The 25,868-nt window shown below is 68.4% G+C and carries 24 protein-coding genes and 1 pseudogene; 13 read left to right on the top strand and 12 right to left on the bottom strand.

Annotated elements, in window-relative coordinates:
- Positions 1-9: 9 nt before the first annotated feature.
- From ACWMMN_RS29125 to ACWMMN_RS29115, 3 genes are read left to right on the top strand one after another with little or no spacing between them, the layout of a single operon-like run.
- Complete coding sequence (locus ACWMMN_RS29125; RefSeq protein WP_486424105.1) at positions 10-1,821, top strand: ABC transporter permease; 1,812 nt, start codon at positions 10-12, stop codon at positions 1,819-1,821.
- Positions 1,822-1,832: 11 nt separating this feature from the next.
- Positions 1,833-2,690: an ABC transporter ATP-binding protein gene (locus ACWMMN_RS29120; protein WP_340625297.1), complete on the top strand. Its 858-nt coding sequence runs from the start codon at positions 1,833-1,835 to the stop codon at positions 2,688-2,690.
- Positions 2,687-3,451 (top strand): ABC transporter ATP-binding protein, encoded by a 765-nt coding sequence (locus ACWMMN_RS29115; protein WP_486423487.1) that lies wholly within the window; start codon positions 2,687-2,689, stop codon positions 3,449-3,451. Before ACWMMN_RS29120 ends, ACWMMN_RS29115 begins: the two co-directional genes overlap by 4 nt.
- Positions 3,452-3,465: 14 nt before the next feature.
- Here the strand turns inward: ACWMMN_RS29115 and ACWMMN_RS29110 are convergent, their stop codons facing one another.
- A complete protein-coding gene (locus ACWMMN_RS29110; RefSeq protein WP_486424104.1) occupies positions 3,466-4,098 on the bottom strand; it encodes a DinB family protein in 633 nt (210 codons plus the stop codon).
- On the opposite strand from ACWMMN_RS29110, the gene ACWMMN_RS29105 reads away from it, so the two are divergent.
- Together ACWMMN_RS29105 and ACWMMN_RS29100 are read left to right on the top strand one after the other, a co-directional pair.
- Positions 4,097-4,741 carry a TetR/AcrR family transcriptional regulator gene (locus ACWMMN_RS29105; protein WP_342705762.1) on the top strand — a complete coding sequence of 215 codons (645 nt, stop codon included), beginning with the start codon at positions 4,097-4,099 and terminating at the stop codon, positions 4,739-4,741. The two genes, ACWMMN_RS29110 and ACWMMN_RS29105, sit on opposite strands and share 2 nt — an antisense overlap.
- Before the next feature lie 86 nt (positions 4,742-4,827).
- Positions 4,828-5,274: a hypothetical protein gene (locus tag ACWMMN_RS29100; protein ID WP_174992852.1), complete on the top strand. Its 447-nt coding sequence runs from the start codon at positions 4,828-4,830 to the stop codon at positions 5,272-5,274.
- 37 nt (positions 5,275-5,311) lie between these two features.
- On the opposite strand, the gene ACWMMN_RS29095 is transcribed toward ACWMMN_RS29100, so the two are convergent.
- Both ACWMMN_RS29095 and ACWMMN_RS29090 read right to left on the bottom strand, forming a co-directional pair.
- Positions 5,312-6,733, bottom strand: a complete 1,422-nt coding sequence (locus ACWMMN_RS29095; protein WP_174992851.1) for a sensor histidine kinase — start codon at positions 6,731-6,733, stop codon at positions 5,312-5,314.
- On the bottom strand, positions 6,720-7,385 hold the full coding sequence (locus tag ACWMMN_RS29090) for a response regulator transcription factor (protein WP_059237572.1): 666 nt from the start codon (positions 7,383-7,385) through the stop codon (positions 6,720-6,722). The genes ACWMMN_RS29095 and ACWMMN_RS29090 overlap by 14 nt, the downstream gene beginning before the upstream one ends.
- A gap of 238 nt (positions 7,386-7,623) precedes the next feature.
- Between ACWMMN_RS29090 and ACWMMN_RS29085 the strand changes: the two genes are divergently transcribed.
- The gene (locus ACWMMN_RS29085; protein ID WP_059240806.1) at positions 7,624-8,640 is read left to right on the top strand and encodes an ABC transporter substrate-binding protein; all 1,017 of its coding nucleotides are present in this window, start codon (positions 7,624-7,626) and stop codon (positions 8,638-8,640) included.
- Between the two features lie 97 nt (positions 8,641-8,737).
- A complete protein-coding gene (locus ACWMMN_RS29080; protein WP_256086728.1) occupies positions 8,738-10,048 on the top strand; it encodes an MFS transporter in 1,311 nt (436 codons plus the stop codon).
- A 12-nt stretch (positions 10,049-10,060) separates the two neighbouring features.
- Here the strand turns inward: ACWMMN_RS29080 and ACWMMN_RS29075 are convergent, their stop codons facing one another.
- Complete coding sequence (locus ACWMMN_RS29075; RefSeq protein WP_342705766.1) at positions 10,061-10,741, bottom strand: hypothetical protein; 681 nt, start codon at positions 10,739-10,741, stop codon at positions 10,061-10,063.
- 516 nt (positions 10,742-11,257) lie between these two features.
- Here ACWMMN_RS29075 and ACWMMN_RS29070 point away from each other — a divergent pair.
- Both ACWMMN_RS29070 and ACWMMN_RS29065 read left to right on the top strand, forming a co-directional pair.
- Complete coding sequence (locus tag ACWMMN_RS29070) at positions 11,258-11,533, top strand: YlcI/YnfO family protein (RefSeq protein WP_059237569.1); 276 nt, start codon at positions 11,258-11,260, stop codon at positions 11,531-11,533.
- Entirely contained in the window at positions 11,530-11,829 is a 300-nt protein-coding gene (locus ACWMMN_RS29065; RefSeq protein WP_174992848.1) for a type II toxin-antitoxin system RelE/ParE family toxin, read from the top strand. The genes ACWMMN_RS29070 and ACWMMN_RS29065 overlap by 4 nt, the downstream gene beginning before the upstream one ends.
- A 47-nt stretch (positions 11,830-11,876) precedes the next feature.
- Here the strand turns inward: ACWMMN_RS29065 and ACWMMN_RS29060 are convergent, their stop codons facing one another.
- Together ACWMMN_RS29060 and ACWMMN_RS29055 are read right to left on the bottom strand one after the other, a co-directional pair.
- A complete protein-coding gene (locus ACWMMN_RS29060) occupies positions 11,877-13,670 on the bottom strand; it encodes an MASE4 domain-containing protein (RefSeq protein ID WP_486423486.1) in 1,794 nt (597 codons plus the stop codon).
- Positions 13,667-14,314 carry a response regulator gene (locus tag ACWMMN_RS29055; RefSeq protein ID WP_059237567.1) on the bottom strand — a complete coding sequence of 216 codons (648 nt, stop codon included), beginning with the start codon at positions 14,312-14,314 and terminating at the stop codon, positions 13,667-13,669. The genes ACWMMN_RS29060 and ACWMMN_RS29055 overlap by 4 nt, the downstream gene beginning before the upstream one ends.
- A gap of 334 nt (positions 14,315-14,648) precedes the next feature.
- On the opposite strand from ACWMMN_RS29055, the gene ACWMMN_RS29050 reads away from it, so the two are divergent.
- Positions 14,649-15,101: a hypothetical protein gene (locus ACWMMN_RS29050; RefSeq protein ID WP_059237566.1), complete on the top strand. Its 453-nt coding sequence runs from the start codon at positions 14,649-14,651 to the stop codon at positions 15,099-15,101.
- 102 nt (positions 15,102-15,203) lie between these two features.
- Entirely contained in the window at positions 15,204-17,222 is a 2,019-nt protein-coding gene (locus ACWMMN_RS29045; protein WP_486423485.1) for a VTT domain-containing protein, read from the top strand.
- A 15-nt stretch (positions 17,223-17,237) separates the two neighbouring features.
- Here the strand turns inward: ACWMMN_RS29045 and ACWMMN_RS29040 are convergent.
- From ACWMMN_RS29040 to ACWMMN_RS29025, 4 genes and pseudogenes are all read right to left on the bottom strand, one after another.
- Positions 17,238-17,354, bottom strand: a pseudogene (locus ACWMMN_RS29040) (helix-turn-helix domain-containing transcriptional regulator); the annotation flags it as partial.
- Positions 17,355-17,528: 174 nt separating this feature from the next.
- On the bottom strand, positions 17,529-18,083 hold the full coding sequence (locus ACWMMN_RS29035) for an arsenate reductase/protein-tyrosine-phosphatase family protein (protein WP_059237564.1): 555 nt from the start codon (positions 18,081-18,083) through the stop codon (positions 17,529-17,531).
- 175 nt (positions 18,084-18,258) lie between these two features.
- Positions 18,259-20,703, bottom strand: coding sequence for a flavin-containing monooxygenase (locus tag ACWMMN_RS29030; protein ID WP_486423484.1), 2,445 nt, complete (start codon positions 20,701-20,703; stop codon positions 18,259-18,261).
- Positions 20,690-22,405: a GMC family oxidoreductase gene (locus ACWMMN_RS29025; RefSeq protein ID WP_486423483.1), complete on the bottom strand. Its 1,716-nt coding sequence runs from the start codon at positions 22,403-22,405 to the stop codon at positions 20,690-20,692. The genes ACWMMN_RS29030 and ACWMMN_RS29025 overlap by 14 nt, the downstream gene beginning before the upstream one ends.
- Before the next feature lie 263 nt (positions 22,406-22,668).
- Here ACWMMN_RS29025 and ACWMMN_RS29020 point away from each other — a divergent pair, with 263 nt between their 5' ends.
- Positions 22,669-23,700, top strand: coding sequence for an AraC family transcriptional regulator (locus tag ACWMMN_RS29020; protein ID WP_059237562.1), 1,032 nt, complete (start codon positions 22,669-22,671; stop codon positions 23,698-23,700).
- Positions 23,701-23,755: 55 nt separating this feature from the next.
- Positions 23,756-24,265, top strand: coding sequence for a GNAT family N-acetyltransferase (locus ACWMMN_RS29015; protein WP_059237561.1), 510 nt, complete (start codon positions 23,756-23,758; stop codon positions 24,263-24,265).
- Between the two features lie 20 nt (positions 24,266-24,285).
- Here ACWMMN_RS29015 and ACWMMN_RS29010 read toward each other — a convergent pair whose 3' ends face one another.
- Positions 24,286-25,239, bottom strand: coding sequence for a CgnE/CgnB domain-containing protein (locus ACWMMN_RS29010; protein WP_059237560.1), 954 nt, complete (start codon positions 25,237-25,239; stop codon positions 24,286-24,288).
- 58 nt (positions 25,240-25,297) lie between these two features.
- Entirely contained in the window at positions 25,298-25,420 is a 123-nt protein-coding gene (locus ACWMMN_RS29005; RefSeq protein ID WP_006479692.1) for a hypothetical protein, read from the bottom strand.
- Positions 25,421-25,868 lie beyond the last annotated feature (448 nt).

The following is a 25,868-nucleotide window of genomic DNA, read 5'->3' as shown; positions in this document are numbered from 1 at the left end:
CGCATCGTGATGGCTTCCTGGCTCGACTACACGCTCAACGGCCTCATCGTCGGCAACATCTACGCGCTGCTCGCGGTCGGGCTCGCGCTGATCTTCGGCGTGTCGCACCTGATCAACTTCGCGCATGGCTCGGTCTACATGGTCGGCGCGTTCATCGGCTGGCTGTGCCTGACGCGCTTCGGGCTGCCGCTGCCGGTCGCACTGGCGGCGGTCGTCGCCGGCTGCGGCGCGCTCGGCGTCGCGATCGAGCGGATCGGGCTGCGGCCGCTGCGCCATGCGGCGCGCATCGCGCCGCTGCTCGCGACGATCGGCATCAGCTTCATCCTCGACCAGCTCGCGCAGCTCGCATTCGGCGCGGACCCGCGCGCGGTGCCGACGCCGCTGCCCGACTGGCACGTGCGGATCGCCGGCGCGACGCTCGGCTCGCTCGACCTGCTGATCGCGGGCATCGGTATCGCGGCGGCCGCGCTGCTGTACGGCTTCCTGCGTTTCACGCGGCTCGGCCAGGCCGTGCGCGCGACCGCGCAGGATCGCGATGCGGCGCTGCAGATGGGCGTCGACGTCGATCGTGTGAACCAGACCGTATTCGCGATCGCATGCGCGCTCGGCGGCGTGAGCGGGCTGCTGGTCGGCATGTACTACAACAGCATCGATCCGGCGATGGGTTTCCAGGCGACGCTGAAGGGCGTTGTCGCGCTGCTGATCGGCGGGCTCGGCAACGTGCCGGGCGCGATCGCCGGCAGCCTGCTGCTCGGCCTCGTCGAAAGCTACGGCGTCGCGCTGTTCGGCACGAGCTATCGCGACCTGTTCGCATTCGGGCTGCTGATCGTGTTCCTCGTGTGGCGGCCGAACGGCCTGTTCAGCGCGAACCGCGCGCTGCCGCCCGAGCCGATGACGGGCACGTTCCTCGCGGCCGCGAAAGCCGTGCGCGTGCCGCGTCCGGTGCTCGTCGCGCTGATCGCGCTGGCGGCCGTGCTGCCGTGGCTCGGCGCGTCGCCCTATGTGCTGCAGACGCTGACCAACGCGTGGCTGTACGGGCTGCTCGCGCTGAGCCTCACGCTCGTCGCGGGCACGGTCGGGCAGATTTCGCTCGGCCATGCCGCACTGCTCGTGATCGGCGCGTATGCGTCGGCGTTGCTGTCGTCGGATCTCGGCTGGCCGCCGGCCGTGACGATCCCGTGTGCGGGCGTCATCACGGCTGTGCTCGGCACGCTGCTCGTGTATCCGGCATTCCGGCTGCGCGGGCACTATGTATCGATCGCGACGCTCGGCATCGGTGAAGTGGTGAGCCTCGTGATCCTGAACTGGGACGGCTTGACGCGCGGCCCGCTCGGCATCACCGGCATCGCGCCGCTGCCGTGGGCGACGACCGCGCGCGCCGTGTACTGGTTCACGTTCGCGGTGCTCGCCGGGTTTGCGCTCGTGCAAGCGCGGCTGCTGCGCTCGCATCTGGGTCGCACGCTGCGCGCGGTGCGCGAGGACGATGTCGCCGCGCGGGCGCACGGCATCGCGCCGAACCGTTACAAGGCGATCGCGTTCGCGGTCGGCGGTGTCGCGGCCGGCGTGAGCGGCGGCATTGCCGCGCACCTGTACAGCTACATCAATCACCAGACCTTCGATTCGCAGGTATCGATCCTCGCGCTGACGATGGTGATCCTCGGCGGGCTCGGCAACGTGCCCGGCAGCATCGCGGGCGCGATCGCGCTGATCGGGCTGCCCGAACTGTTCCGCTGGGCGGCCGACTACCGGATGCTGATCTACGGCCTCGTGCTGCTGCTGCTCGTGCGGTTCCGGCCGCAGGGCCTGCTCGGTACGGTGTAAGAGGGAATGCGATGACGACCCCCCAACCCTTGCTCGACGTGCAGGGCCTGACGCGCCGCTTCGACGGCGTGACCGCACTCGACGACGCGAGCCTGACGCTCGCCGACGGCGAGCTGCTGAGCGTGATCGGGCCGAACGGCGCCGGCAAGTCGACACTGTTCAACCTGATCGCGGGCGCCGACCGGCCCGATGCGGGCCGCGTGACGTTCGACGGCCGCGACATCACGGGCACGGCGCCCGAACGGCTGGCGGCGCTCGGTATTGCGCGCACGTTCCAGCACGGCCGCGTGTTCGGCAACCTGAGCGTGCTCGACAACGTGCTGATCGGCGCGCATGCGCGGCTGCGGGCGGCGCGGCCCGGCTGGCCCGCGCTGGGCGCGGCGGCCGAGGTGCTGCGTGCGCTCGTGCGGCCCGCGTCGGTACGGCGCGAGGAGGCCGCATTGCGCGAAGAAGCGCGCGCGATCGTCGCGGGGTTCGGCGAACGGCTCACGCCGCGCATCGATCATCCGGCACACAGCCTGTCGTATGCGAACCGGCGGCGCGTGGAGATCGGCCGCGCGCTCGCGCTGCATCCGCGCCTGCTGTTGCTCGACGAACCGACGGCCGGGATGAACGAGACGGAAACGGCCGAGATGTTGCAGCTGATCCAGTCGCTGAAGGCGCGTGGCCTGACGATCCTGCTGATCGAGCACAAGCTCGAACTCGTGATGCGCGTGTCCGACCGCGTGATGGTGCTCGACAACGGCGTGAAGATCGCCGAAGGTGCGCCGCGCGACGTGCGGCACGATCCGCGCGTGATCGAAGCCTATCTCGGCCGCCGCCATGCGGGCGGCGCGCCGGCCGATCGTCCCGCGCAGGCCGCAGCATGACCCTGCTTTCTTCCCGATCCGATACGACGATGACCGACGCGCTGCTGAAACTCGAACACCTCGACACGTACTACGGGCCCGTGCAGGTGCATTTCGACGTGAACTTCGCCGTCGGCCGCGGGCAGATCGTCAGCCTGCTCGGTGGCAACGCGAGCGGCAAGTCGACGACGATGAAGCTGATTCTCGGGTTGATGCGGCCGCGCCGCGGCGTCGTGCGTTTCGACGGCGACGACGTGACGACGCTCGCGACGCCGCAGCGCGTGCGGCGCGGGATCGCGGCCGTGCCCGAGGCGCGGCGGCTGTTCGGCGACATGAGCGTGCGCGAAAACCTGCTGATGGGGGCTTACACGCGTGGCGATCGCGCGGCCGTGGCCGAGGATGTCGAGCGCGTGCTCGACCTGTTTCCGCGGGTACGCGAGCGCTTGACGCAGCGCGCGGGCACGCTGTCGGGCGGCGAGCAGCAGATGCTCGCAATGGCGCGTGCGCTGATGGCGCGGCCGAAGCTGATCTGCATGGACGAGCCGACGATGGGGCTGTCGCCGCTTTACGTCGACAAGGTGCTCGAACTGATCGACGCGATCAACAAGCAGGGCGTGACGGTGTTCATGGTCGAGCAGAACGCGAGCCTTGCGCTCGAGATCGCGCATTACGGGTACGTGCTGCAGACGGGGCGCGTCGTGCTCGAAGGGCCCGCGAAAGCGCTGCTCGACGACGAGCGCGTGCGCGATGCGTACCTGGGCGGGGAGGCGGTGGCGGCGTAGCGGGCGTACCGCCTTCATCGCCCGGCATTCGCCGGTTTCGCGTCGTCGATCCGGCGTTGACGCCTGCGCCCGGGCTCTGTCCGGTGCAGGTGAACGGCGTAGGTGTCCCACGGGAGCCTGATATCCTGCGCCGAGCGCGCGGCCGCCTGGATCATCAGTCTGCCGACTTCGCCGCGATGGTAGCCGCCGTGCGTGACGACATGGGTCAGCATCTCTTCGCGCGTCATGGCGCCGTTGTCGCCGTCGGTGAAGGCGAACGGAATCGACTCGGACAGCATGTCGGGCGTAGCGGTCTCGACATAGTCGAGGTACCAGCGATCGAGCGCGGCAAATGCCGCGCGCAGCGCATCGGGTTCGGGCGTTTCAGGCGTGTTGTCGGACGCGAACCCATGACGCTCGCCGCTCAGGTGCGCGGCAAAAATCCGGTTCACGACGAGGCAATGATTCATCAGCCGCAGCGCGAGATGGCGCGTGTCCGCGTGCTGCACCGGGTCGAGCGCCGACACGGCCTCGAGCATTTCGTCATGGGCCCATGCCTGGTAGCGCAGCATGCGGGACAGGAGTGCGTTCGCGCTCATGGTCGTTTCCTTGTCGGTTTCACGTAATATGTGAGCTTCGCCACCATTATTTTCAGTCGGAGTCCGCATGTCCACTCGCGTTTCCGGGGCGGCCGCCGCGATGCGGAAAGCCCCGCGCCAGGCCCGCTCGCGCGCGACGGTGGACGTGATCGTGACGGCCGGGGCTCGCGTTCTGGACCGGCACGGTTGGGCGGGATTCACGACCAACGAGGTCGCGCAGGTCGCCGGCGTGGGCATCGGCTCCGTGTATCAGTATTTCCCGAACAAGCTCGCGTTGGTCGATGCGATCCGGCGTCGCCATTTCGACGACGTGCTCGCCGTGCTGCAGCGCGCGCATGACCGCCGGGCGAGCGCCGGGCGCCGGCTCGAAGGCCTGATCGGCGATCTGATCGCCGCGCACTGCGATTACCCCGCGCTGCACCGGGTGCTGCTCGATCTTCCCGATCCGGGCGGTGCGAAGGATGCTTACGACACGTTCCAGAAGGAATATTTGCGCCGGTATGCGCTGATCGTTGCCGCGTGCCGCGGGCGTGCACCGGTCAAGGCCGACACGTTGACCGCGCAGGTGCTGTCGTCTGCGCTCGAAGGCGTCGTGCACAACGCGGCCCGGCGCGGGCTGCTGACGGATCCGAAACTGAAGCGCGAGCTCGTCGGGCTGGCGCGCCGTTACGTCGAAGATCCATGTGCTGCGACCACGAATGCGCGTTCATGAGCGGCGCGGGAAAATCATCACGGATACCGAAATTCAGGGTAGATTGACGGTCTCCTGATCTCGAACGCCACGGGGGCTGCCGCGTCATGTTGACCTACTCCATCCAGAAAGTCGGCTACGATTTCAATCAGCTCGATCAGCAAGGCGCGACCGACTATGCGTCGTTCGTTCATGCCTTCGATGCGTTCCCGTGGGCGGCCCAGCACGTTGAATGGAACGAGACGCAGGACGGCCCGTTTCCGGCGCTCGTGCTGCAGCAGGCCGACGATCAGCGCGAGCTGTGGGTGACTGCATTGAGCGACGCGCATTCGGACGGCTTCCAGCTGAATGCGCTGTCCATGCGGATGAAGAAGGGTCTCTTCGGGATCGGGAAGGGCAAGCTGGAGCAGCACGTCGACACGATCGACGTCGACGCGCGCGCGGATGTCGATACGTTGTGCCGGTTGTTCTGCGATCGCCGGTACGACGAACTGGACGAGCTGGTGGCGCGGCATGCGGAGCGCAACCGGTTCGACGACGGCAACGACGACTGAGCGTCGGCTGCGCGTGGCACGGCACTGATTCGACGGCTTATGCCTTTTTCGCGTCGGTTCCCGCTGCGCGCGGGAACGTCAGCACCACCGAAAACCCGCCCGCATCGGGAAACGCGAACCCCACGCGCCCGCCGTGCGCCTTCATCACTTCCTGCACGATCGCCAGCCCGAGGCCCGACCCCGTGCGCCGCTCGCTGCCGTCCGGCGCGATCCGCACGAACGGTTGCAGTGCTGCTTCCCAATGCTCGCGCGGGATCCCGCGGCCGTTGTCGGTCACCGTCATCGTGACCGCGCCGTCGGCATTGCCCGTGGTTGCGACCGACACGACGATGTCGTCCGCATGACCGTGCAGCAGCGCGTTGTGCAGCACGTTCGACAGCGCTTCCTGCAGGCTGATCGCGTCGCCGTCGATCCATGCCAGCGACGCATCGCTCGCGAACGCAACGGCCACGTCGCGCTCGCCCGCGAGCGGAATCGTGCGGCCCAGCACCTCCTTCGCGAGCGCGACGAGTTCGACGGGTTGCAGCGGCACGACCTCGGTGCGATGAATCACCATCGCATGATTGAGCAACTGCCCGGTGAGCCGGCCGACGTCCGACGACGTCGCGCGCAGCGCATCGAGCCGCGCCGCGTGACGCGCGGGATCGGATTCGCCGTCGAGCAGCTCGATCTGCGCGTCGAGCCGCGCAAGCGGCGTGCGCATCTGGTGCGCGGCGTCGGCGATGAAGCGCTGCATCGCGTTGATGCGTTCGGCGAGGCGGCGCATCAGCCCGTTGATCGACCCGATGATCGCGTCGATCTCGCTCGGCGTATCGACGGCCACCGGCCGCAGGTCGGCCGGATCGCGCGAGGCGATGATCGTGCCGATCTGCGCGAGCGGGCGCAGGCCGCGCCGGATCGCGAGACCGCTTGCGCCGATCGCGAGCACGCTCATCAGCAGGATCAGCGTCCACACCTTGATGCTCATGTCGTTCGTGAGCTGCTGGCGCGCGTGGGTGGTTTGCGCAACCGTCACGAGCGCCCAGCCCGGCGTGCTTTCCTCGGGCATGTAGCGTGCGATCGTCGCGGTGCGGATGCGGTGCCCCTGGTAGACGCCATTCGCGAATGCGGGGCCCTGTTTCGCGGCGGCGAGCGTCGCGGGGCTCGCGAGATCGTTGTAGCCGGCCACGACGATGCCGCGCGAATCGACGACCTTGTAATAGACGAGGTCGTAGCGCGACAGCGTCGACAGTGCGGCGACGGGCGGATTCAGCGCGAGTACGCCGCCCTGTACGTAGAGATTCTCCGCGACCTGGATCGATGCGCCTGCCAGCAACTGGTCGTAGGCGCGTTCGGCCGCGACGCCCGCGTAGTAGCGCGCGATCGCCGCGAGCGCGAGCGCGCCGGTCGCGACGACCAGCGCGATGAAAAGCAGCGTCCGCCCGAACAGCGTCTTCGGGAACCAGTCAATGCGCGGCAATCTGATACCCCATCCCGCGTGCGGTGCGGATCTCGACCGAGCTGCCCTGCAGCTTCTTGCGCACGCGCGTCACGTATTGCTCGACCGCGTTCGCGGTCGGCTCGTTGCCGAAGCTGAACAGCTGGTTCAGCAGTTCGTCCTTCGAGAAGATGCGCTGCGGCCGGCTCGCGAGGATTTCGAGCAGCGCGAACTCCTGGCGCGACAGCGACAGCGGCTGGCCGTCGAGCTCCGCCAGGCGGCTGCTGCGGTCGATCACGAGGCCGCCGAGCGTCAGCACGTCGTTCGCATGGCCGCTGTTGCGGCGCAGGAGCGCCTGCACGCGCGCGTCGAATTCGCGATAGTCGAACGGCTTCACGAGGTAGTCGTCGGCGCCGAGGCCGAGGCCGCTCACGCGGTCGTCGATCGCCGAGCGCGCGGTGACGAGCAGCACGGGCGTCGTGCTGCCCGACGCGCGCAGGTGGCGCAAGACCGTGAAGCCGTCCATGCCGGGCAGGTTCGCATCGAGCACGACGAGGTCGAAGCGCTCGACGCGCAGCAGTCCGTTCGCGGTCGCGCCGTCGGTTTCGAGATCGGCCGCGTGGCCGAGCCGCGCCAGGCGGCTGCGGATCGCCGCGCCGATTTCGGCATCGTCCTCCACGACGAGAATGCGCATGGTGCCGTTTTGCAGGTAGGTGGATTAGGGGTTTTCCCGGGGCCGGGATGTCAGCATTTTCTCAGACTCGGTCGATAACCTGTGTCGAGCCGGAAGCAGCAGGCAAGGACGGCATTAATACCAGAAATATTCAAGGAGACGGCAACATGCAGCATGTCACGGGAGCGACGAACGTGCGACGCCGCGCGACGGCGGCCTTCGCGTGGCCGTGCACCGTCCGTCGCACGGCGGGGCGCGCATGACCGCGTCGCCGCGGCGCCGCGCGCTGATCGCCGCCGGGCTCGGCGTGCTCGCCGCACCGTCGCTCGTGCGGGCGAAGCCGCGCACGGTCCGGATTTCCAAAGGCTATGGCGTGCTGTACCTGCCGCTGCTCGTGATGGAGAAGCAGCGGCTGTTCGAGCAACACGCGGCGCGCCACGGCGTGCGCGACGTCGCGGTCGACTGGGTGCTGCTCGACGGCGGCAACTCCGTCAACGACGCGATGATGGCCGGCACGCTCGATTTCGCAGGCGCCGGCGCACCGGGTTTCATCGAGCTGTGGGCGCGGGCGCGCGGCATTCCGAATGTCGAGGTGATCGGCATCAGCGGGCTGTCGACCACGTCGCTGTCGCTGAATGCGAACCGTCCGGGCCTCATGTCGTTGCGCGACTTCACGCCGTCCGACCGGATCGCGGTGCCGGGCATCCGCACGTCGCTGTCGGCGGTCGTGCTGCAGATGGTCGCGGGCCGGCAACTCGGCCCGAAGCATTTCGCGCAGCTCGATTCGATCACCGTGAACCTCCCGCATCCGCAGGCGATGCAGGCGCTGATCCGCCGCGAGAACGGCGTGACCGCGCACTTCACGTCGCCGCCGTTCTCGACGCTCGAGTTGCGGCAGCCGGGCATTCACCGCGTCGTGAGCTCGGTCGACGTGCTCGGCCCGATGACGCTCGACGTCGTGTTCGCGCCGAAGCGGCTCGTCGATACGGAGCCCGCGCTGGCCGTCGCGTTTCTCGGCGCGCTCGACGAAGCGAACCGCCTGATCGCGCAGGACCCGCGCGCGGCGGCCGCGCTGTATGCGGCGTCGTCGGGCGTCGGCGTGTCGCACGACGACGTGATGCGGATGCTCGCCGCACCCGACACGCGCTTCTCGGTGCTGCCGAACCAGCTGATGGACTACGTCGAATTCCTGTACCTCGCCGGCACGATCAAGGCGAAGCCACGTGCGTGGCACGAGATGTTCGCGCCGATGCTCGACGACTACCGGTCGGGCTGAGCGCGGCCGCTCCGTCAACGAGACATCCTGCGCCCGCGCACGCTGCGCGCGGCGCCGGTTCAACCGATACGCAACCGATTCACGCAAGGAGCCTGAAGTGAACGCTACCGACACCCTGGACCCCGCGTCCGCCGAAGAACAGCGCATCATGTCGAAGATGGCGCGGCGCCTGCTGCCCATCCTCGTCGTGATGTTCCTGATCGCGTTCATCGACCGGCAGAACGTCGGTTTCGCGAAACTGCAGATGGTGCACAGCCTCGGGATGACGGAGGCCGCCTTCGGGCTCGCGTCGTCGCTGTTCTTCATCGGCTACCTGCTGTTCGAGGTGCCGAGCACGCTCGCGCTGCATCGCTACGGCGCGCGCGTGTGGCTCGCGCGGATCATGCTGACGTGGGGCCTCATCACGGTGGTGATGGGCTTCACGACGTCGATGCCCGCGTTCTGCTCGCTGCGCTTCCTGCTCGGCATCGCCGAGGCCGGCTTCTATCCGGGCGTGATCTACTACCTGACGCTGTGGTTTCCGCAGAGCTACCGCGCGAAGGTGCTCGGCATCTTCACGCTCGGCAGCGCGCTCGCGAACATGCTCGGCTCGCTGGTCGGCGGCGTGCTGCTGAGCCTGAACGGCGTGTGGGGCCTCGCGGGCTGGCAATGGGTATTCATTGCGACAGGCATTCCGGCCGTGATCGTCGCGGTCGTCGTGTTCCGCGTGCTGCCGGCATCGTTCCGCGAAGCGCCGTTCCTCGACGAGCGCGAGAAGCAGATCGTCGCGGCCGCGCTGGAGCGCGAGAAGCCGGCGCAGGCCGAACACGGTCAGCCGTGGAAGGCGCTGCTCGATCCGCGCGTGATGCTGTTCGCGGCCACCTACATGCTGATGTCGACGTCGCTGTACGGCGTCACGTACTGGCTGCCGACGCTCGTGAAATCGTTCGGCGTGTCGAGCAGCATGAACGGCTTCCTGAGCATGCTGCCGTGGGCGCTCGCGGTGCTGCTGCTGCTGTGGCTGCCGGCGAAGCTGCGCCGCGCGAAGAGCATCCTGCGCACGATCGCGATCGTCGCGGCGCTTGGCGCGCTCGGCTTCCTGCTGAGCCTCGTGTTGCCGTCGACGCCGCTGCGCTTCATCGCGCTCGTGCTCGGCGGTGCATGCATCCCGCTGCTGTATCCGTGCTTCTGGTCGATGCCGCCGCGTTACTTCACCGGCGCACGGGCGGCGGCGAGCGTCGCGGCGATCAACTCGATCGGCAACCTCGGCGGCTTCTTCAGCCAGAACCTGATGCCGTTCGCGGGCAAGGTGACGGGCAGCGCGTTCGGGCCGATGATCGTGCCGATCGTGTGCCTCGCGTTGCTCGGGATCGGCGCGCTGGTCGCGTGGACGCGGTCGGAGCGGGGGATGGTCGCGGCGCGGGTGTGAGGACGGGCGGCGCTACCGCTTCATCACCTGGTTCCCGACGACCGCGAAATTGGCCGACGCGTGCGTGTTCGACAGCAGGTATTTGAGCGCGTGGATGTCCGGCGCGGTCGTCGTGAAGCGGTTGTCGCCGTCGAAGATGAAATCCCACGTGATGATGCTGCGGCTGCCGCCGGGGTTGTCCACGCGGATTGCCTGCAGCGATGCAAGCGGATACGCGCGTTCGTGCCAGTCGAACAGGTGTCGCACGTAGAGGTGATCCGGCGTCACGATCTCGTAGCGACGCAGGAACGGCGTCGCGACGACGAGCACGGCGACGGTGAAGACCAGCAAAGAGCGCGCCCCGCGCCACAGGACGGCCCGTGCCGACGGGCGGCCGCGCACCATGACGCGGTATCGCGCGCAGGTCGTCGGTACGATGATCGCAACGCCCAGCCACCAGGCGATCGCGATGAACCCGAGCGGCACGTTCATGAACGGCACCGAATAGGCGCCGACGAAGCTGGTCGGAAAATCCGTGAGCCGGGCGGTCGATACGAACCCGAGCCCGATGTAGCTGCCGGCCGGATGCGGAATGAACAGGATCTTCGTCAGCGCCTGCAGCGCGAGCAGGGTGGGCCAGCACAGCAGCGATACCGCAAGCCAGCCGACCACGACGATGAAGAAGGAAAGGACGTAGTTGCGGAGGGTTTTCATCGTGGCGATGGGGTGGAATCCGGTTGGCCGGTGCAATGGAACGGCCGATGTCGAGGGCCGCGACGAATTGTAGCGTCGCGCCAGGGTCGGTACGAATCCTGTTGCCACGGGATGATGGCAAGCGCGAAGTGTCGGGTAGCGAATGAATCGTGGTTGCCGGACCGGTGAACATGTCGAAGCTGCAAACGTTCAGGCGGAACACGAGCGCATGTTGAAAGTGGCAGGTGTGACGAAGGCGGTCGACTAAGCCATCGCGCCCCGGCGTTTTCCATCGCCTGCGGCATTCACCCGGCCTACCTCCGCGAACCCCATTCCCGCCATGCGCGACCGCCGCCGGCGCATGCGTCAGCGGAATCTCGACCTCGACCGTCGTGCCTTCGCCGAGCGTCGTCGCGATCCGCAGCGTGCCGCCCGCCGGATGGCGGTTCCGGATAAGTTGGTTAGGCCGAATGGCCGACTGCCCGCGAAAAAGCGGGTGTGCTACCATGCATTACATATGTAATACATGGGTGTGCGATGAAAACCGCGACCATGCCGGCGCTGCGTGTCGATCCGCAATTGCGGGAGGCGGCAGAGTCGGTCCTCGAGGAAAACGAGACCTTGTCCGCGTTCATGGAGTCGGCGCTGCGCGATGGTATTGCGCGCCGCCGCCTGCAGCGCGAGTTTGTGACCCGTGGCCTCGCATCGCGCGACGAGGCGCGTCGTACCGGTGAATACGTCGATGCCGCCGACGTGCAGGCCGAACTCGAGGGCATGCTGAAGGCTGCGCGTGCAACGAAGGCGGCCGGTTGATCTATCAGGTCCGATATACGCGTGCGGCGCGTGAAGATCCGGTCCGGATGTATCGATACCTGCTCGAACGTGATGTGGATGCTGCGGCGCGCGCCGCGGACGCGATCGAACACGGTATCGCCATGCTGCGAATGTTTCCGTTCACATGCCGCAAGATCGACGATGGAAATCCGTTTTTGCGCGAGCTGATCGTGTCCTTCGGCACATCGGGCTATGTCCTGCTGTTCGAGATCGAAGCGGCCGAGCAAGTCACGATTCTCGCCGTACGTCATCAACGGGAAGATGACTACCACTGATGCGTGATCGACGCGGCAGCCGGCATTCGCCGATATTGCCGCTTCGGTCAGCGATCGATCCGCACTCCCCCATTCCCGCCATGCGCGACCGCCACCGGCGCATGCGTCAGCGGAATCTCGACCTCGACCGTCGTGCCTTCGCCGAGCGTCGTCGCGATCCGCAGCGTGCCGCCGACCAGATACGCGCGCTCGCGCAATCCCACCAGCCCGAACGAACCTGACTTGCGCGGCACGGCAGGATCGAATCCCGCGCCGTCGTCGCGGATCGTCAGCGCGATCTCATCGCCGCCGTACAGGAGTTCGACGCTCGCATGCGACGCGGCCGCGTGCCGTGCGATGTTGGCCAGCGCTTCCTGCGCGATGCGGAACACGGCCGTCGCATACGGCTCGTCGAGTTGCAGCTCGGCCGGCTCGACGTGCAGCGAGCACGCAATCCCGTGACGGTGCCGGAAATCTTCCACGAGCCATTGCATCGCCGCGGCGAAGCCGAGGTCATCCAGCATCAGCGGGCGCAGGTCGGACGCGATGCGCCGCGTCGCGGCCACCGCGCCGCGCGCCAGCGTATGCATCGCCGCGATCTTGCGTGCGAGCTGCGCGTCGTCCTGCGGTACGCGGTCGATCAGCCATTCGAGATCGTTCTTCAGCGTCGCGAGCGTCTGCGCGAGTTCGTCGTGCAGTTCGCGCGCGATGCGGCGCTGCTCGGCTTCGCGTGCGCTGGCGCTGATCGCGGCAATCTCGCGCAATTCTTCGCGCGAGGCCTGCAGCGCCCGCTCCGCGCGCACGCGCTCCTCGACTTCGCGCCGCAGGTCGCGGTTCGACGCGCTCAGTTGCGCGGTGCGCGCGGCGACGCGCTGTTCGAGCCGTTCGTTCGCATCGTTCAGCTGCGCGCTCTTCTGCACGACGAGCAGATGCTGGTAACGTGCGCCGGCCAGCGCGCGCACCGTCTGCGCATGCAGCCGGCCGTTCTCGAACAGCATTGCGAACAGCACGACGCCGGACGCGACGAGACCGTATGCGCGCCCTGCGTAGAAGCCGAGATCGTAGCGGCCGTGATTCAGCATCGACGACAGCGCGATGTCGAACAGCCACGCGACGAGCACCGTCATCACCCACAGGTCGAGCACGGAATGGCGGCGCCGCTGCCACCACATCAGCATCAGCGCGATCAGGTTCAGCCCCCAGACGACCGTGATCGCGTTCGTCATCGTCGCGGCCATCCGGTTGCCGTTCATGATGCGCGGCAGCAGGTCGTGGCCGGCGGTCGCGAGCAGCGCGAGCGCGACCGTCGCGGCGACCGCCGACGCGATGCAGAACACCACCGGAATCGCCGCACGGCGCTGCGGGGTCGGGATCGGGCGTGCGCGCGACGTCGCGCGCAGCAGCGCATAGGCGGAAACCGCCAGCGGAAAGCCGCCATGCCAGAACAGGTACAGCCATGCGGTGGTCTGGTCGCCGGCGCCGAGCAGGCCCTTCGGCGCGAACAGGCCGGGAAAGGTCAGCATGTGCGTGCCGGCCATGAAGCCCGTGAACAGGTAGCCGCCCGCGAGCACGAGCAGCGGCTTCTGGCGCAGGATCGCGTACTGGCCGAGCAGCAGGCCGGCCGTCACCATGTCGTTGACGACGATCGCCGACTGGTACACCGGAATGAATGCCCAGCCGGGCGCGAGCGGCATGCCCGCGAACGGCGCGAGCACGGCGAAGATCGCGGCCGACACGAGCACGGTCGCGAGCGCGAACCGCCGTTCGCGCCGGCCTGGCGGCAGCGACGACATGAACAGGCGCGACGCGTCGGGATCGTCGTCGTCCGGCGGCGCGGGCGGGAAGGGGAAGGCGGTCGTCATGCGTCGTCGGAGCCGGGGTCGAGGTCGTGGCGCACCGCATAGCGGACCAGTGCGGCTTCGTGCGGCAATTCCATTTTCTCGAGGATCCGAGTCTTGTACGTGCTGACCGTCTTCGCGCTCAGCGCGAGTTCGGACGCGATCTGCGTGACGGTCTGGCCCGCGACGATGCGGCGCATCACGTCGAGCTCGCGGGTGGACAGCCGTTCGTGCGGCAAGGTCTGAGCCGGCGCACGCAACGTGCGCGCGAGGCTTTCGGCCGCGGACGGGCTCACGTACACGCCGCCCGCCGCAACCTTGCCGACGGCCTCGACGAGCTCGGCCGTCGCGCTGTCCTTCGTCAGGTAGCCGGTGGCGCCGGCCTTGAACGCACGCGCCGCGTATTGCGCCTCGGCGTGCATCGTCAGCACGAGCGTGCGCAGCGACGGCGCATGGCGCTTGACCAGGCGGATCAGCTCGATGCCGGTCGGCGCGGGCATCGAGAGGTCGAGCAGCAGCACGTCGGCAGCGGCGCGTTCGGCCAGCGCGAGCGTGGCCGAGCCGTCGCTCGCCTCGCCGACGATCTCGAAACCGCCGGCCATTTCCAGGATGTAACGCAGTCCGTCCCGCATGACTGCGTGATCGTCAGCCAGAATTACCCTGATCATCTAGCGACCCTCTTCGGGATGACGCCGCGAACTGCTTGTCAGGTTGTCGCCGCGGCCGTTCTTCTGACCAATATATTCCGTCGGACCCAAAAACGGTACTCATCCGGGAAATTTTCGAGATAGCTTGGAGCCGAATGTGTACTGAAACGAAATAATCAGCCGGAAAGGGTACGATGCGAAGCACTTGCGGATCAGGGTATTCCCGGGTGACTGCTGCGCAATGGGCGGGCCGGCACGGCGTCACGGGAACCGCTCCGCGAACCGTCCTGATTCGGGACTAAACTGGTGCCCGATGCCAATGCACTCGCCACGCCACCCGCCGAGGAGCCCCGCGATGATCGACCTTGCCGATATCCTGCCGTCCGCCCTGCCTGCTGCGATCGCATGGGCCGATGCGGAGGCGGCGCGCGGGATCGCGCAGGGCGCGCCGCTGACGCCGGCGCAGGCCGACGACGCGCGCACGGTGGGCGTTGCGCGGCCGGAGCGGGTCCGCCTCGTGATCGTCGACCGCATGCCGTTTCCCGAGACCTCCACACTGGCCGCGATTGCCCGCGACACGGGGCTGCTGTCGCCGGGGACGATCGGCCTCACGCTCGGTCATGCGGTGTACGTGCTGCGCGGGCAGGACACGCGCCGCCTGCTGACCCACGAATTCCGTCACGTGCATCAATACGAGGCCGCCGGCTCGATCGGCGCGTTTCTCGCGCGCTATCTGCAGGAGATCGCGACGGTCGGCTACCACGACGCGCCGCTCGAGGCCGACGCGCGGCAGCACGAGTTCGATTGACCGTTCACGCCGGCGCGACCGCGCGCACCTCGCCATGACCGTTCCCCATGCCCTCGCCGACCCGGTGTTCGTCCGCCGGATCGTTTCGCCACGGTGCGTGCCATGAGCGACACGATCCACGCGTGGATCGGGACGATCGGCGCGCATCCGCTGCTCGTGCTGGCGATCGTGTTCGTGACGGCGTGCGCCGAGGCGATCGCGCTGATCGGCACGGTCGTGCCGGCCGGCGCCGTGATGTTCGCGGCCGGTGCGCTGATCGGCGCGGGCGCACTCGACGGGTGGACCGCGATCGGCGTCGCGGCCGTCGGCGCGGTGATCGGCGACGGGATCAGCTACGAGCTCGGACGGCATTACCGCGGGATGATCCGCAATGTGTGGGCACGCTTCGGCTATGCGAACGCGTACGCGCGCGGCGAGGAGTTCGTGCTGCGTCACGGGATGAAGAGCATCGTGCTCGCGCGCTTCCTTGCGCCGGTGCGTGCGGTCGTGCCGGTGGTCGTCGGCTGTGCGACGCTGCCGCGCCGGTCGTTCTATCCGGTCAACGTCGTGTCGGCCCTCGTATGGGCGCCCGTGCACGTCGCACCTGGCATCTTGTTCGGCGCGTCGGCCGCGCTGGCCGCGGCGATCAGCGTGCGGGTCGTCGCGATCCTGCTGGTCGTCGCCGCGCTGGTCGCGCTCGTGTGGATCGGCGTACGCGTCGCGCTGCGGCGCGGCTGGCCGTTGTTGCGCAGCGTGCTCGTCGAAGCCGTGCACGCATGCGCACACCGCTGGCCGCGCTTCGGTGCGCGGCTGCACGATGCGATCGCGTACTTGCGTGGCCTGCCGGGCGCCGTGCCCGTGCTCGCGCTGCTGTTCGTCGGCTGCGTGTGGCTGTTCGCGGGCATCGTGCAGGACGTCGTCGCGAACGATCCGCTGATGCATGCGGACATCGCGTTGTTTGCGTTCCTGCAGAACCTGCGTACGCCGCCCGTCGATGCCGCGATGAGTGCGCTTGCCGTGCTGCACGGGCACGATACGGGGTTGATCGTCGCGGCCGCGTTTCTGGTCTGGCTGATGATCCATCGCTGCTGGCTGAATGCCGCGTGGTGGCTTGCGACGGTCGGCGTCGCCGTCGTGCTGGTGCCGGCGTTCGGCGCGGGCGTACCGGGCGCGACGCCCGCGAGCCTGCCGCCCGGCGCGCTGCACGTGCCGCTGCCCGATGCCGACGCCGCGTTCGCGATCCTCGCGAGCAGCGGCCTCGGCTGGGTGCTCACGCGCGACCGGCCAGCACGGTGGCGCATTCCGGTCGTGACGGCGGTCGTGCTGTGGATCGTGCTTGGCGGGTTCGCGCGGCTGTACGTCGGCGATACCTGGTTGTCGGGCCTGCTCGGCGGCTGGAGCCTCGGGCTGGCCTGGTTCGCGTTGCTTGCCGGCGCCTATGCGTACTGGCGTGTGCGCGAGCAGGTGCAGCCGCGGGGCGCGCTCGTCGCGGTGGTGGTCGTGCTCGCGACGGCCGGGGTATGGACGGTGCCCGCGCAATGGCAGCTCGATCGCGCGTCGCGCCCGCATGTCGGCGACGTGGTCGCGATGACCGTCGACCAGTGGCTGCGCGGCGGATGGCAGCGCGTGCCGACGCGGCGCACCGAGATCGGCGGCGACCGCGAGGAGTATCTGCCGCTGCAATGGAGCGCGACGTCGGACACGCTCGACCGGCATCTCGCGCAGGCCGGCTGGCAGCGCGCGACGCCGTGGTCGCCGGCCACCGCGCTGCGCTGGCTGCCGCCGCAGGCGCCGGCCGACGCGCTGCCCGTGCTGCCGCGCTATACGCATGGCGAAAGCACGCGGCGCGTGTTCGTCCGCGCCGATCCGGCCCATCCGGAAAGCCGCTTCGTACTGCGGCTGTGGCGTTATCCGTACGTGCTGCAGGACGCGCTCGGCATGCGGCCGCTGTGGTACGGCGCGCTGTATCGCGAGACGCTACACCGGCCGGCCCGGCTGATGACGATCGTGCGCACGACGACGATCGACGATGCGGCGGCGATCGCGCAGGCGCTGGCGGTCGAGCCGACGATCGAGCATCCGCCGGCGGGGATGGCGGCCGCGCCCGCCGAGATGCTGCTCGTGTGGATGGTCAGGCCGTGAGCGGGACGGTGCCGCTCAAGCGCGTGCGGGCTGCGCGGGGACGACGGACAGGCGCAGGCCGACGGTCTTGAGCACCGCCAGCAGGGTTTTCAGCGTTGGGTTGCCGTTCGGGGATGGCGTGCGATACCGCGATTTCCCGGCCAACGGTCATTCTTTCATCCGGTACGAGGCGTGGCGATTCGGCCGAATGGCCGGTGTCGATGGCGCGATGACGGGGCAAGCGCCGTCGAGGACGGATGGGCGGGAGTAGCGGCAAGCCGCCGGCGCCAGCGCATTGCGCGTCCGGCGGCCGACAGGCTTCCCGCGTTACTGCTTCGCCGGCGCGATCGTCGCGACCTTGTCGAGCGCGGCCGGAATGTACGTGTCGAGCTGCGCGGTCACCGACTCGTAGAAGTCGATCGGCTTGCCCCAAGCATCGGGCACGTCGAGGTGCTTCCCGGACGCATACTCGGCGAGCGTGAAGACCTTGCCGGCGGCCGACGGATAGAGCGCGAGCACCTTCTCCTTGTGCTTGTCGGTCATCGTCAGGATCACGTCGGAATGCTTGACGTCGTTCGCGTTCAACTGCACCGAGCGGTGCGCGGACGTGTCGATGCCGCGCCGCTTCATCAGGATCACACCGTTCTCTTCCGGCTTTTCGTCATACGGATCTTCGTCGACCGCGCGCGAGATCACCGCGATGTGCGCATGGCGCTGCGCGATCAGCTGGCCGGCAATCGCTTCGGCCATCACGCTGCGCCCGGTGTTGCCCGTGTCGACGAATGCGACCTTCTTCGGTTCGTCGGCGAACGCCGACGTCGCGCACTGGATGCCGACGCAGCAGAGCAGCGCAAGCGCGTTGAGGGTGTGCCTTCTTTTCATGATGTGTCCGCCAGAGTGGGGTGGTTGTCACCCCGGCGGCACGCCGGGGCTTGCGGGGATCATGACGGCCGCGCGCGACGGAAAAAAATAAACGGCCGGTTTTTGCAAGACGGTGTCGCTTCGCCGCAAGCCGCCGCGGCGACCGGCCATGTGCCGACCGCCGGGCACGCCCGTTTCAGCGTCCAGCCGTCGCGGCGACGCGTTGCGATGCAAACCCAGCGAGCGTGCGCAACGCATCCCGCGCCGAGCGCAGGTAAAACGCCTGCAGATGAAACACGTGCCAGCGCGCGGCATGAATCTCCAGCCGGCACGGCACGCCGCATGCGTGCGCATGATCGGCGAGCCGCTGCGCATCGGACAGCAGCACCTCCTGGTCGCCGGCCTGGATCAGCATCGGCGGCAGGCCGCGCAGGTCGGTGTCGAGCGGGCCGCGCGCGGCGGCCGAGCCGGCGCCGTGATACCAGCGCAGCCCCTGTTCGAGCCAGCCGCGCCGGATCATCGGATCGTCGTGGCGGCGCGAGGCCAGCGTCGCGCCGCCGAGCGCCGGGTCGGTCACGGGCGAGATCAGCAGCAGCGCGGCGGCGGCCGGTTCGCCGCGCGCACGCAGCGCAATGGCCAGCGCGCCGCCGGCCGAGTCGCCGGCGATCACGATCCGGTGCGGCGCATATCCCTGCGCGCGCATCGCGTCGTACACGGCCAGCGCATCGTCGAGCGCGGCCGGGCTCGGGTGCTCGGGCGCGAGCCGGTAATCGGGCACCCACACCGGCAGGCCGGCATCGTTCGCGAGCCGCGTCGTCACGCCGCGATGCGTATGCGGCCCGCCGAGACAGAACGCACCGCCGTGCAGATACAGGATCGCGCCGCCGGTATCGCCGCGCTTCGGCGCGACGACTTCGACCGGCACGTGGCACGCGGACGTGCGGTAGCGCAGCGTGCCGCCCGCGCCGGGCATCAGCGGCGACAGCAGCGCGACGACACGGCGCTGCGTGCGCGCGCCGAACGGCGGCCCGATCAGCGGCCGGAACGCGACGCGCAGGAAGCCGCGCAGCGAAGCCGCCGCGAGCGCCTCCAGCCGGCTGGCCGGCGGCGCGACCACCGTGCCGTGCACCGGCGCGGCCGGCCCGGGCAGCGGATGCGCGAAGCGGTACGCGGACATGCCGGTGAAGCGCGTGATCCAGCGGTAGGTCAGCGTGAAGCCCGGCCAGTTCGTGCTGTTGTGCCCGGATGCATCGACGTACCAGCTCTTGCAGCCGCTCCACACCGAACCGGCGAGCCGCTGCTGCACGTGCGCGTTGAAGCGCCGGTAGCGGCGTGCGTCGACGTCGATCTCGCGCGCACCGTTGCGCCGCATCGCTCGCACGCAGCGCATCACGTGCGCGATCTGGCTTTCGAGCATGTAGACGATCGAGTTGTGACCGAGGTTGGTGTTCGGGCCGTACAGCATGAAGAAATTCGGAAAGCCGGGCACGGTGAGCCCGAGATACGCCTGCGCGCCGCGTCGCCACACGTCGTTCAGGTCGAGCCCGTCGCGGCCCGCGATGCGCATCGGCGACAGGAACTCAGTGGCCGCGAACCCCGTGCCGTAGACGATTGCGTCGACCGGATGATGGACGCCGTCGACGGTCTCGATCCCGTCCTCCGTCACGCGCCGGATCCGCTGCGTGACGAGCGCGACGTTGTCGCGGCTCATCGTCGCGAGGTACTCGCTCGACAGCAGGAGGCGCTTGCAGCCGATGGGGTAGTCGGGCGTGAGCTGTGCGCGCAGTGCGGGGTCCGGCACGTCGCGCGCGAGCAGCTTGCGGAACGGCCGGGCGACCGCCACTTTCATCAGTCCGTGCAGGCGCGTGAACGCGATCGCACGCGATTCGTAGCGCATGTAGATCGAAGCGCGATGCAGTTTCATCGCCCACGGCATCTGTCGAAACAGCGCCTTCTCCCACGGACGATACGCGCGGTCGGGGCGCGGTATCACGTAGGCCGGCGATCGCTGGAACACGGTCAGGTGCTGCACGCTGCCGGCGATCGCCGGGACGAACTGGATCGCCGATGCGCCGGTACCGACCACGGCCACGCGCTTGCCGGCGAGCGAATAGTCGTGATCCCAGTGCGCGGAGTGGAATGCGCGGCCGCGAAACGTGTCGATGCCGCGCAGGTCGGGCAGCGCAGGACGGCTCAACTGGCCGGTGCCGCTGACGAGCAGCGCGGCGCTCAGCGTCGTGCCGTCGCCGAGCGTGACGTGCCACAGCGCGCGGGCTTCGTCGTAGCGCGCATGGTCGACGTCGGCGCCGAAGCGCAGGTAGCGCGCGAGGCCGTACTTGCGTGCGCAATGCTGCAGGTACGCGTGGATTTCCGGTTGCGGCGCGAACATGCGCGACCAGGCCGGATTCGGCTCGAACGAAAACGAGTACAGGTGCGAGGGGACGTCGCACGCGGCGCCCGGGTAGCGGTTGTCGCGCCATACGCCGCCGACGTCGTGCGAGCGTTCGACGATCACGAAATCGTGGATGCCGGCGCGTTGCAGCGCGACGGCCATGCCGATGCCGGCGAAGCCGGCACCGATGACGATCGCTGCCAGCGGTGCGGCGGAGTCGGCGGAACGGGAAGGATCAGGCGACAGCATGGCGGGGTTCCTCAGGCTGGACGGCTTCGCGCGTGGCGCACGCGGAAAGAGCGGCATCGCGATCCGTCGACGGACCGACGGCTTCATCGTGCGACCGCGCGGGCACACGGCTCACGCCGCGCATCAGGTCGACGGCCTTCTCGGCGATCATGATCGTCGGCGCGTTGGTATTGCCGCCGATCAGCGTCGGCATCACCGACGCATCGACGATGCGCAGCCCCTGCAGGCCGCGCACGCGCAGTTGAGGATCGACGACGGCCCATTCGTCGCGGCCCATCCGGCAGGTGCCGACCGGGTGATACACGGTGTCGGTGCGCCGCCGCAGCACGTCGCGGATCTCGTCGTCGGTCGTCACGTTCGCGGTGAACAGGTCGCGCGTGATCCAGCTCGCGAGCGCCGGCGCTTCCATCAGCCGGCGCGTGATGCGGAAGCCCGCGACCATGTCGTCGACGTCGCGCGGATCGTCGAAGAACGCGGGATCGATGCGCGGCGCCGCGAGCGGATCGGCGCTGTTCAGCGTGACCGAACCGCGGCTGCGCGGCCGCAGCAGGCACACGTGGCACGACAGTCCGTGGCCGGCATGCAGCTTGCGCGCATGGTCGTCGACGAGCGCGACGACGAAATGCAGCTGGATGTCCGGCGCGGCGAGATCGGCGCGCGTCTTCAGGAAACCGCCGCCTTCCGCGAAATTCGACGTCAGCATCCCGCGCCGTTCGCGGCGAAAGCGCGCGAACTCGCGCAGCATCCGCAGGCCGCCGCGTGCGGATACGCCCATCGTGTCGACGCTGCGCGTGCGATAGCCGAAGATGAAATCCGGATGATCCTGCAGGTTGCGGCCGACGCCGGGCAAGTCGGCCTGCACCGCGATGCCGAGCTGCTGGAGTGCGCGGCCGGGGCCGACGCCCGACAGCATCAGCAACTGCGGCGTCTGCAGCGCGCCGGCCGCAAGCACGACTTCACGCCGTGCGTGCAGCGTGCGGACTTCGCCGTGCTGGCGGACTTCGACGCCGCTCGCGCGCGTGCCGTCGAACAGGATGCGCAGCACCTGCGCGTGCGTTTCGACCGTCAGGTTGTCGCGACGGCCGAGATGCGGCAGCAGGTACGCGCGCGCCGCGCTCCATCGTTCGCCGTGCTTCTGCGTGACCTGGTAGATCCCGATGCCTTCCTGCTGCGCGCCGTTGAAATCGTCGGTGAGCGGCAGGCCGGCCTGTTGCGCGGCTGCCAGGTAGCGCGCATGGAACGGGTTGCCGGTGCGCAGGTCGCTGACCCACAGCGGGCCGTCGCGACCGTGCCACGCATCGTCGAAGCGCTCGTTGTGCTCGCTCAGGCGGAAGTACGGCAGCACGTCGTCGTACGCCCAGCCTTCGTTGCCGAGCGCGGCCCAGCCGTCGTAGTCGACGCGATGGCCACGGATGTAGACCATTGCGTTGATCGCCGACGATCCGCCGAGCGTCCTGCCGCGCGGCTGGTAGCCGATGCGGCCGCCGAGCCCCGGCTGCGGCACCGTGTCGAACGCCCAGTTGTTCAGGCGGGTCGGCATCATCGCCACCGCGCCGGTCGGCACGTTGACGACCGCGCTGTCGCCGCGGCCGCCGGCCTCGAGCACGCACACGGTCACGGCCGGATCCTCGGTCAGGCGCCCCGCGACGACGCAGCCGCCCGATCCGCCGCCGACGACGATGTAGTCGAAAGTCTTGCTCATGGAATCGTCTCCTTGCTTCGGTAGTCGATGGATCAGGCGAGGCGCGCCGGCATGCGGGCGCAGGCGGCGCGGCGGTGTGCGAAGCGGGCGGCGGGATCGGTCGGGCGACGCGGTCGCATGGTGTCTCCTCCTGGGGCGTTGGGGTCGTTCGGGCGACGACTGGATGACGCCGATGGTGCGGGCCGCATGGGAAAACACCAATGCTGCTTGGGGACAATTGTTTTAGTATTTGGGCCAAATCGGCGCTTCGAGGGTTTCTCCGCATGAGCTTCTGGGATTTCACCCGGAGTCCGGCCAGCGCCCGGCTGCTGGTCGATTTCGGCGACGAACGCGGCGTGCCGCACACGACGCTGCTGGCCGGTACGGGCCTCGCGGATGCGCAACTCGACGATCCTAAAGTCGAGGTGACGGCCGCGCAGGAACTGCGGCTGACCGGCAACCTGCTGCGCGCGCTCGGCCGTGCGCAGGGCCTCGGGTTCGAGGTCGGCCTGCGCTATCACTTCTCCGCGTACGGCGTGTGGGGCTACGGGCTGATCGCGAGCGCGACCGGGCGCGACGCGCTTGCGCTGGCGATGCGCTTCCTGCCGCTCACGTACGCGTACACCGTCATCACGTACCGCGAGGCGCCCGATACCGGCGTGCTCAACTTCGGCGCGCCGGAACTCGACGGCGACCTGAGCCGGTTCCTCGTCGAGCGCGACATGACGGCCGCGGCCGTGCTGCTGCAGGAAATCGCCAGCGGCGATTTCACGTTGTCGCACTTCACGCTGCAGGCCGCGCGCTCGACGTCGCTTGTCGTGCCGCGCATCGCCGGCATCGAGCCGGCGTTCTCGGCGCGCGCGAACAGCCTCGCGTTCGACCGCGGGTTTCTCGACCGGCCGCTGCCGCATGCGAATCCGCTGACGGTATCGATGTGCGAACAGATGTGCGGGCAGCTCGTCGAAGCGCGGCGCGCGCGCGTGGGCACGTCGGAGATGGTGCGCCAGTACCTGGGCTCGACGCCCGGCAGCGCGCCGTTCTCGCTCGACGACATGGCGCGGCTGATGAACACGAGCCCGCGCACGCTCAAGCGCCGGCTGCAGGAGGAAGGGACGACGTTTCGTACGCTGCTTGCGCAGGCGCGTGGCGCGATGGCCGAGACGCTGCTCGGCGACGCGCGGCTGTCGCTCGCGGAAGTGGCCGAGCGGCTCGGTTTCAGCGATCTGTCGAGTTTTTCGCAGGCGTTCAAGCGCTGGTACGGCGTGCCGCCGGGCGCGTATCGCTGCGCGGCGCTGCGAGCGGGCAATCGTCAATGAATCGCGGTACGATCGGCTGCTTGCCTGTCGACATCGCCAACACGAGAGAACCTGCATGATCACGATTCGCCCGATGACCGAGGACGATTTCCCGCGCTTCTGGCCGACCTATCGCGCCATCGTCGCTGCTCAGGAAACCTATGCATTCGATTCCGCGCCGACAGAGGAAGCGGCGCGCGCATTGTGGCTCGGCGCGCCGCTTTGCACGTGGATTGCCGAGGAGGATGGCGTCGTGCTCGGTTCGTACTACCTGAAGGCGAACGCGGCGGGGCCTGGCAAGCACGTAAGCAACTGCGGCTACATGGTGAGCGAGGCCGCGCGCGGACGCGGCGTCGCGCGCCTGATGTGCGAACACTCGCAGCAGGTCGCGCGCGAGCGCGGCTTCCTCGCGATGCAGTTCAACTCGGTGGTCGCGACGAACGAGGTCGCGGTCGCGCTGTGGCAGAAGCTGGGATTCGAGATCGTCGGCCGGCTGCCGCGCGCATACCGTCACGCGCGGCTCGGGTTCGTCGACTGCCTCGTGATGTTCAAGTGGCTCGGCGACCCGCCTGCCGCCGAAGCCTGAGCACGCAACCCGCTACCTCGTCAGACGGTGAACGCGCCGTCGAACACGATCCGCTCGTCGAGCGCGAGCGTGCCGCGCGCGAAGATCAGGTCGAGGTGGTGGCTGCCGTTTTCGCCGCCGCCGAGCCCGAGATGCAGGCCGGGGTGGCGTTCCTCGAACCCGGCGTTGCGGCCGTACAGCCCGCGGATGCCGAGGTTCGTGCCGATGCCGAATTCCTCGATGCGCCGGTGATTCGCGTGCCGGTCGAGATAAGTCGTGAAATCGCGCCGGAAGCCCGCGTCGTCGGTGTCGAAATCGACGATCGTGCTGTGTTCGACCTGCAGCGTCGCGAGCCGCTCGGCCACCTTGTACTTGATCGCGAACGGCACGGTGCCGAGAAACGTGCCGCTGAACACGACCGAGCCGTTCAGGTCGGTCACGTGCGTCGCGATCTCGCCGGGCACGACGTCGAGATTGCCCATGCCGTCCACGCTCGTCCATTTCTGGTCCGGCGCGAGCGAGCCCGTCAGCGTGTTGCCGGCTTCGTCGATGAAGCGGATCTGCGATGCGTGCCTGGCCGCGTCGATCAGCCGGCCGTTGCGTGCGGCAATGTCGTCGAGCGATTCGGCGAACGCCTCGTCGAGATGCGGGCCGTAATCCTTGAACAGGACCGACTTGCTCCAGTGCTCGACGATCGCGGGGCGGATCGCGGCGAGGAACGGCGGCCCGCTCGGCGACGGGGCCGGCAGGCACGACGAGTCGTACAGCAGCACGAACAGGTCGGCTTCATTGAGCGCGGCGGCGATGTCGGCCGGCGCGGTGCTTTCGAGGCAGAGGGTCGTGGCGTCGAGCGATTCGGGCAGGGCGGAAAAGGCGCGCAACGCGATATCGCGGTTGCGGGTGTCATGGCCGACCAGCAGTTTTCCCGACTCGCCGCGTGCCAGCTTGTCGCGCAGTGCGGGGTGAAACCCGAGCGCGCGGTGCAGGTTCAGCATGCGTATCTCCGGAAGCGGCGGAAGGGCCGAAGCCCTTCCGCGAGAACGGGTGGCCCGCTCAGACCGGCCAGAGCGCGGTGCCGAACGGCACCACGGCATCCTCGACCATCATGTCGACGGCCTCGGGGTGCGTGTCTTCCTGCATCCAGTCAAGCAATTCGATCTGCTGGGTTTCCTGCATGTCAATTCTCCTGTGGTGAACATGAGTGATTCAACATGAAATCGCCGGAAAAAATATTCCCGCTCCTCGTTCAGCATTTTGTGAATGCCGGACAAGTGGCGTCGATATTAGTCTGACGAATTTACGAATGCAATGCGTTGCAAGGTTTTTAGCCGGGACGTGCTAAACACGGGCGTTTCTTCGTGGTCGATGCAGAAAATCCGCCGATAAATCGAATAACGGGGCCGACCTGATTTTTCAATTATCGGGATCGATACCGTTTAAAACCATTCGGTGAATTTTTCCAATATGACATGCAATGACATCGATTATTTCGAATCGCGTGATTCGAAAAAGAGGACCGCGCGCGCCCATCGCACGCCGGCCCGCGTGCGGCGGCGCCCCCGGTTTTCTGGCACCATCTGACGATCTTGCGCGACGGCTGAAGCCGCGCGCGCCGTCATCAGGA

Source organism: Burkholderia cepacia complex sp. TUM26381 (assembly GCF_057439935.1).
This window is presented reverse-complemented; position numbering and strand designations above follow the sequence as displayed.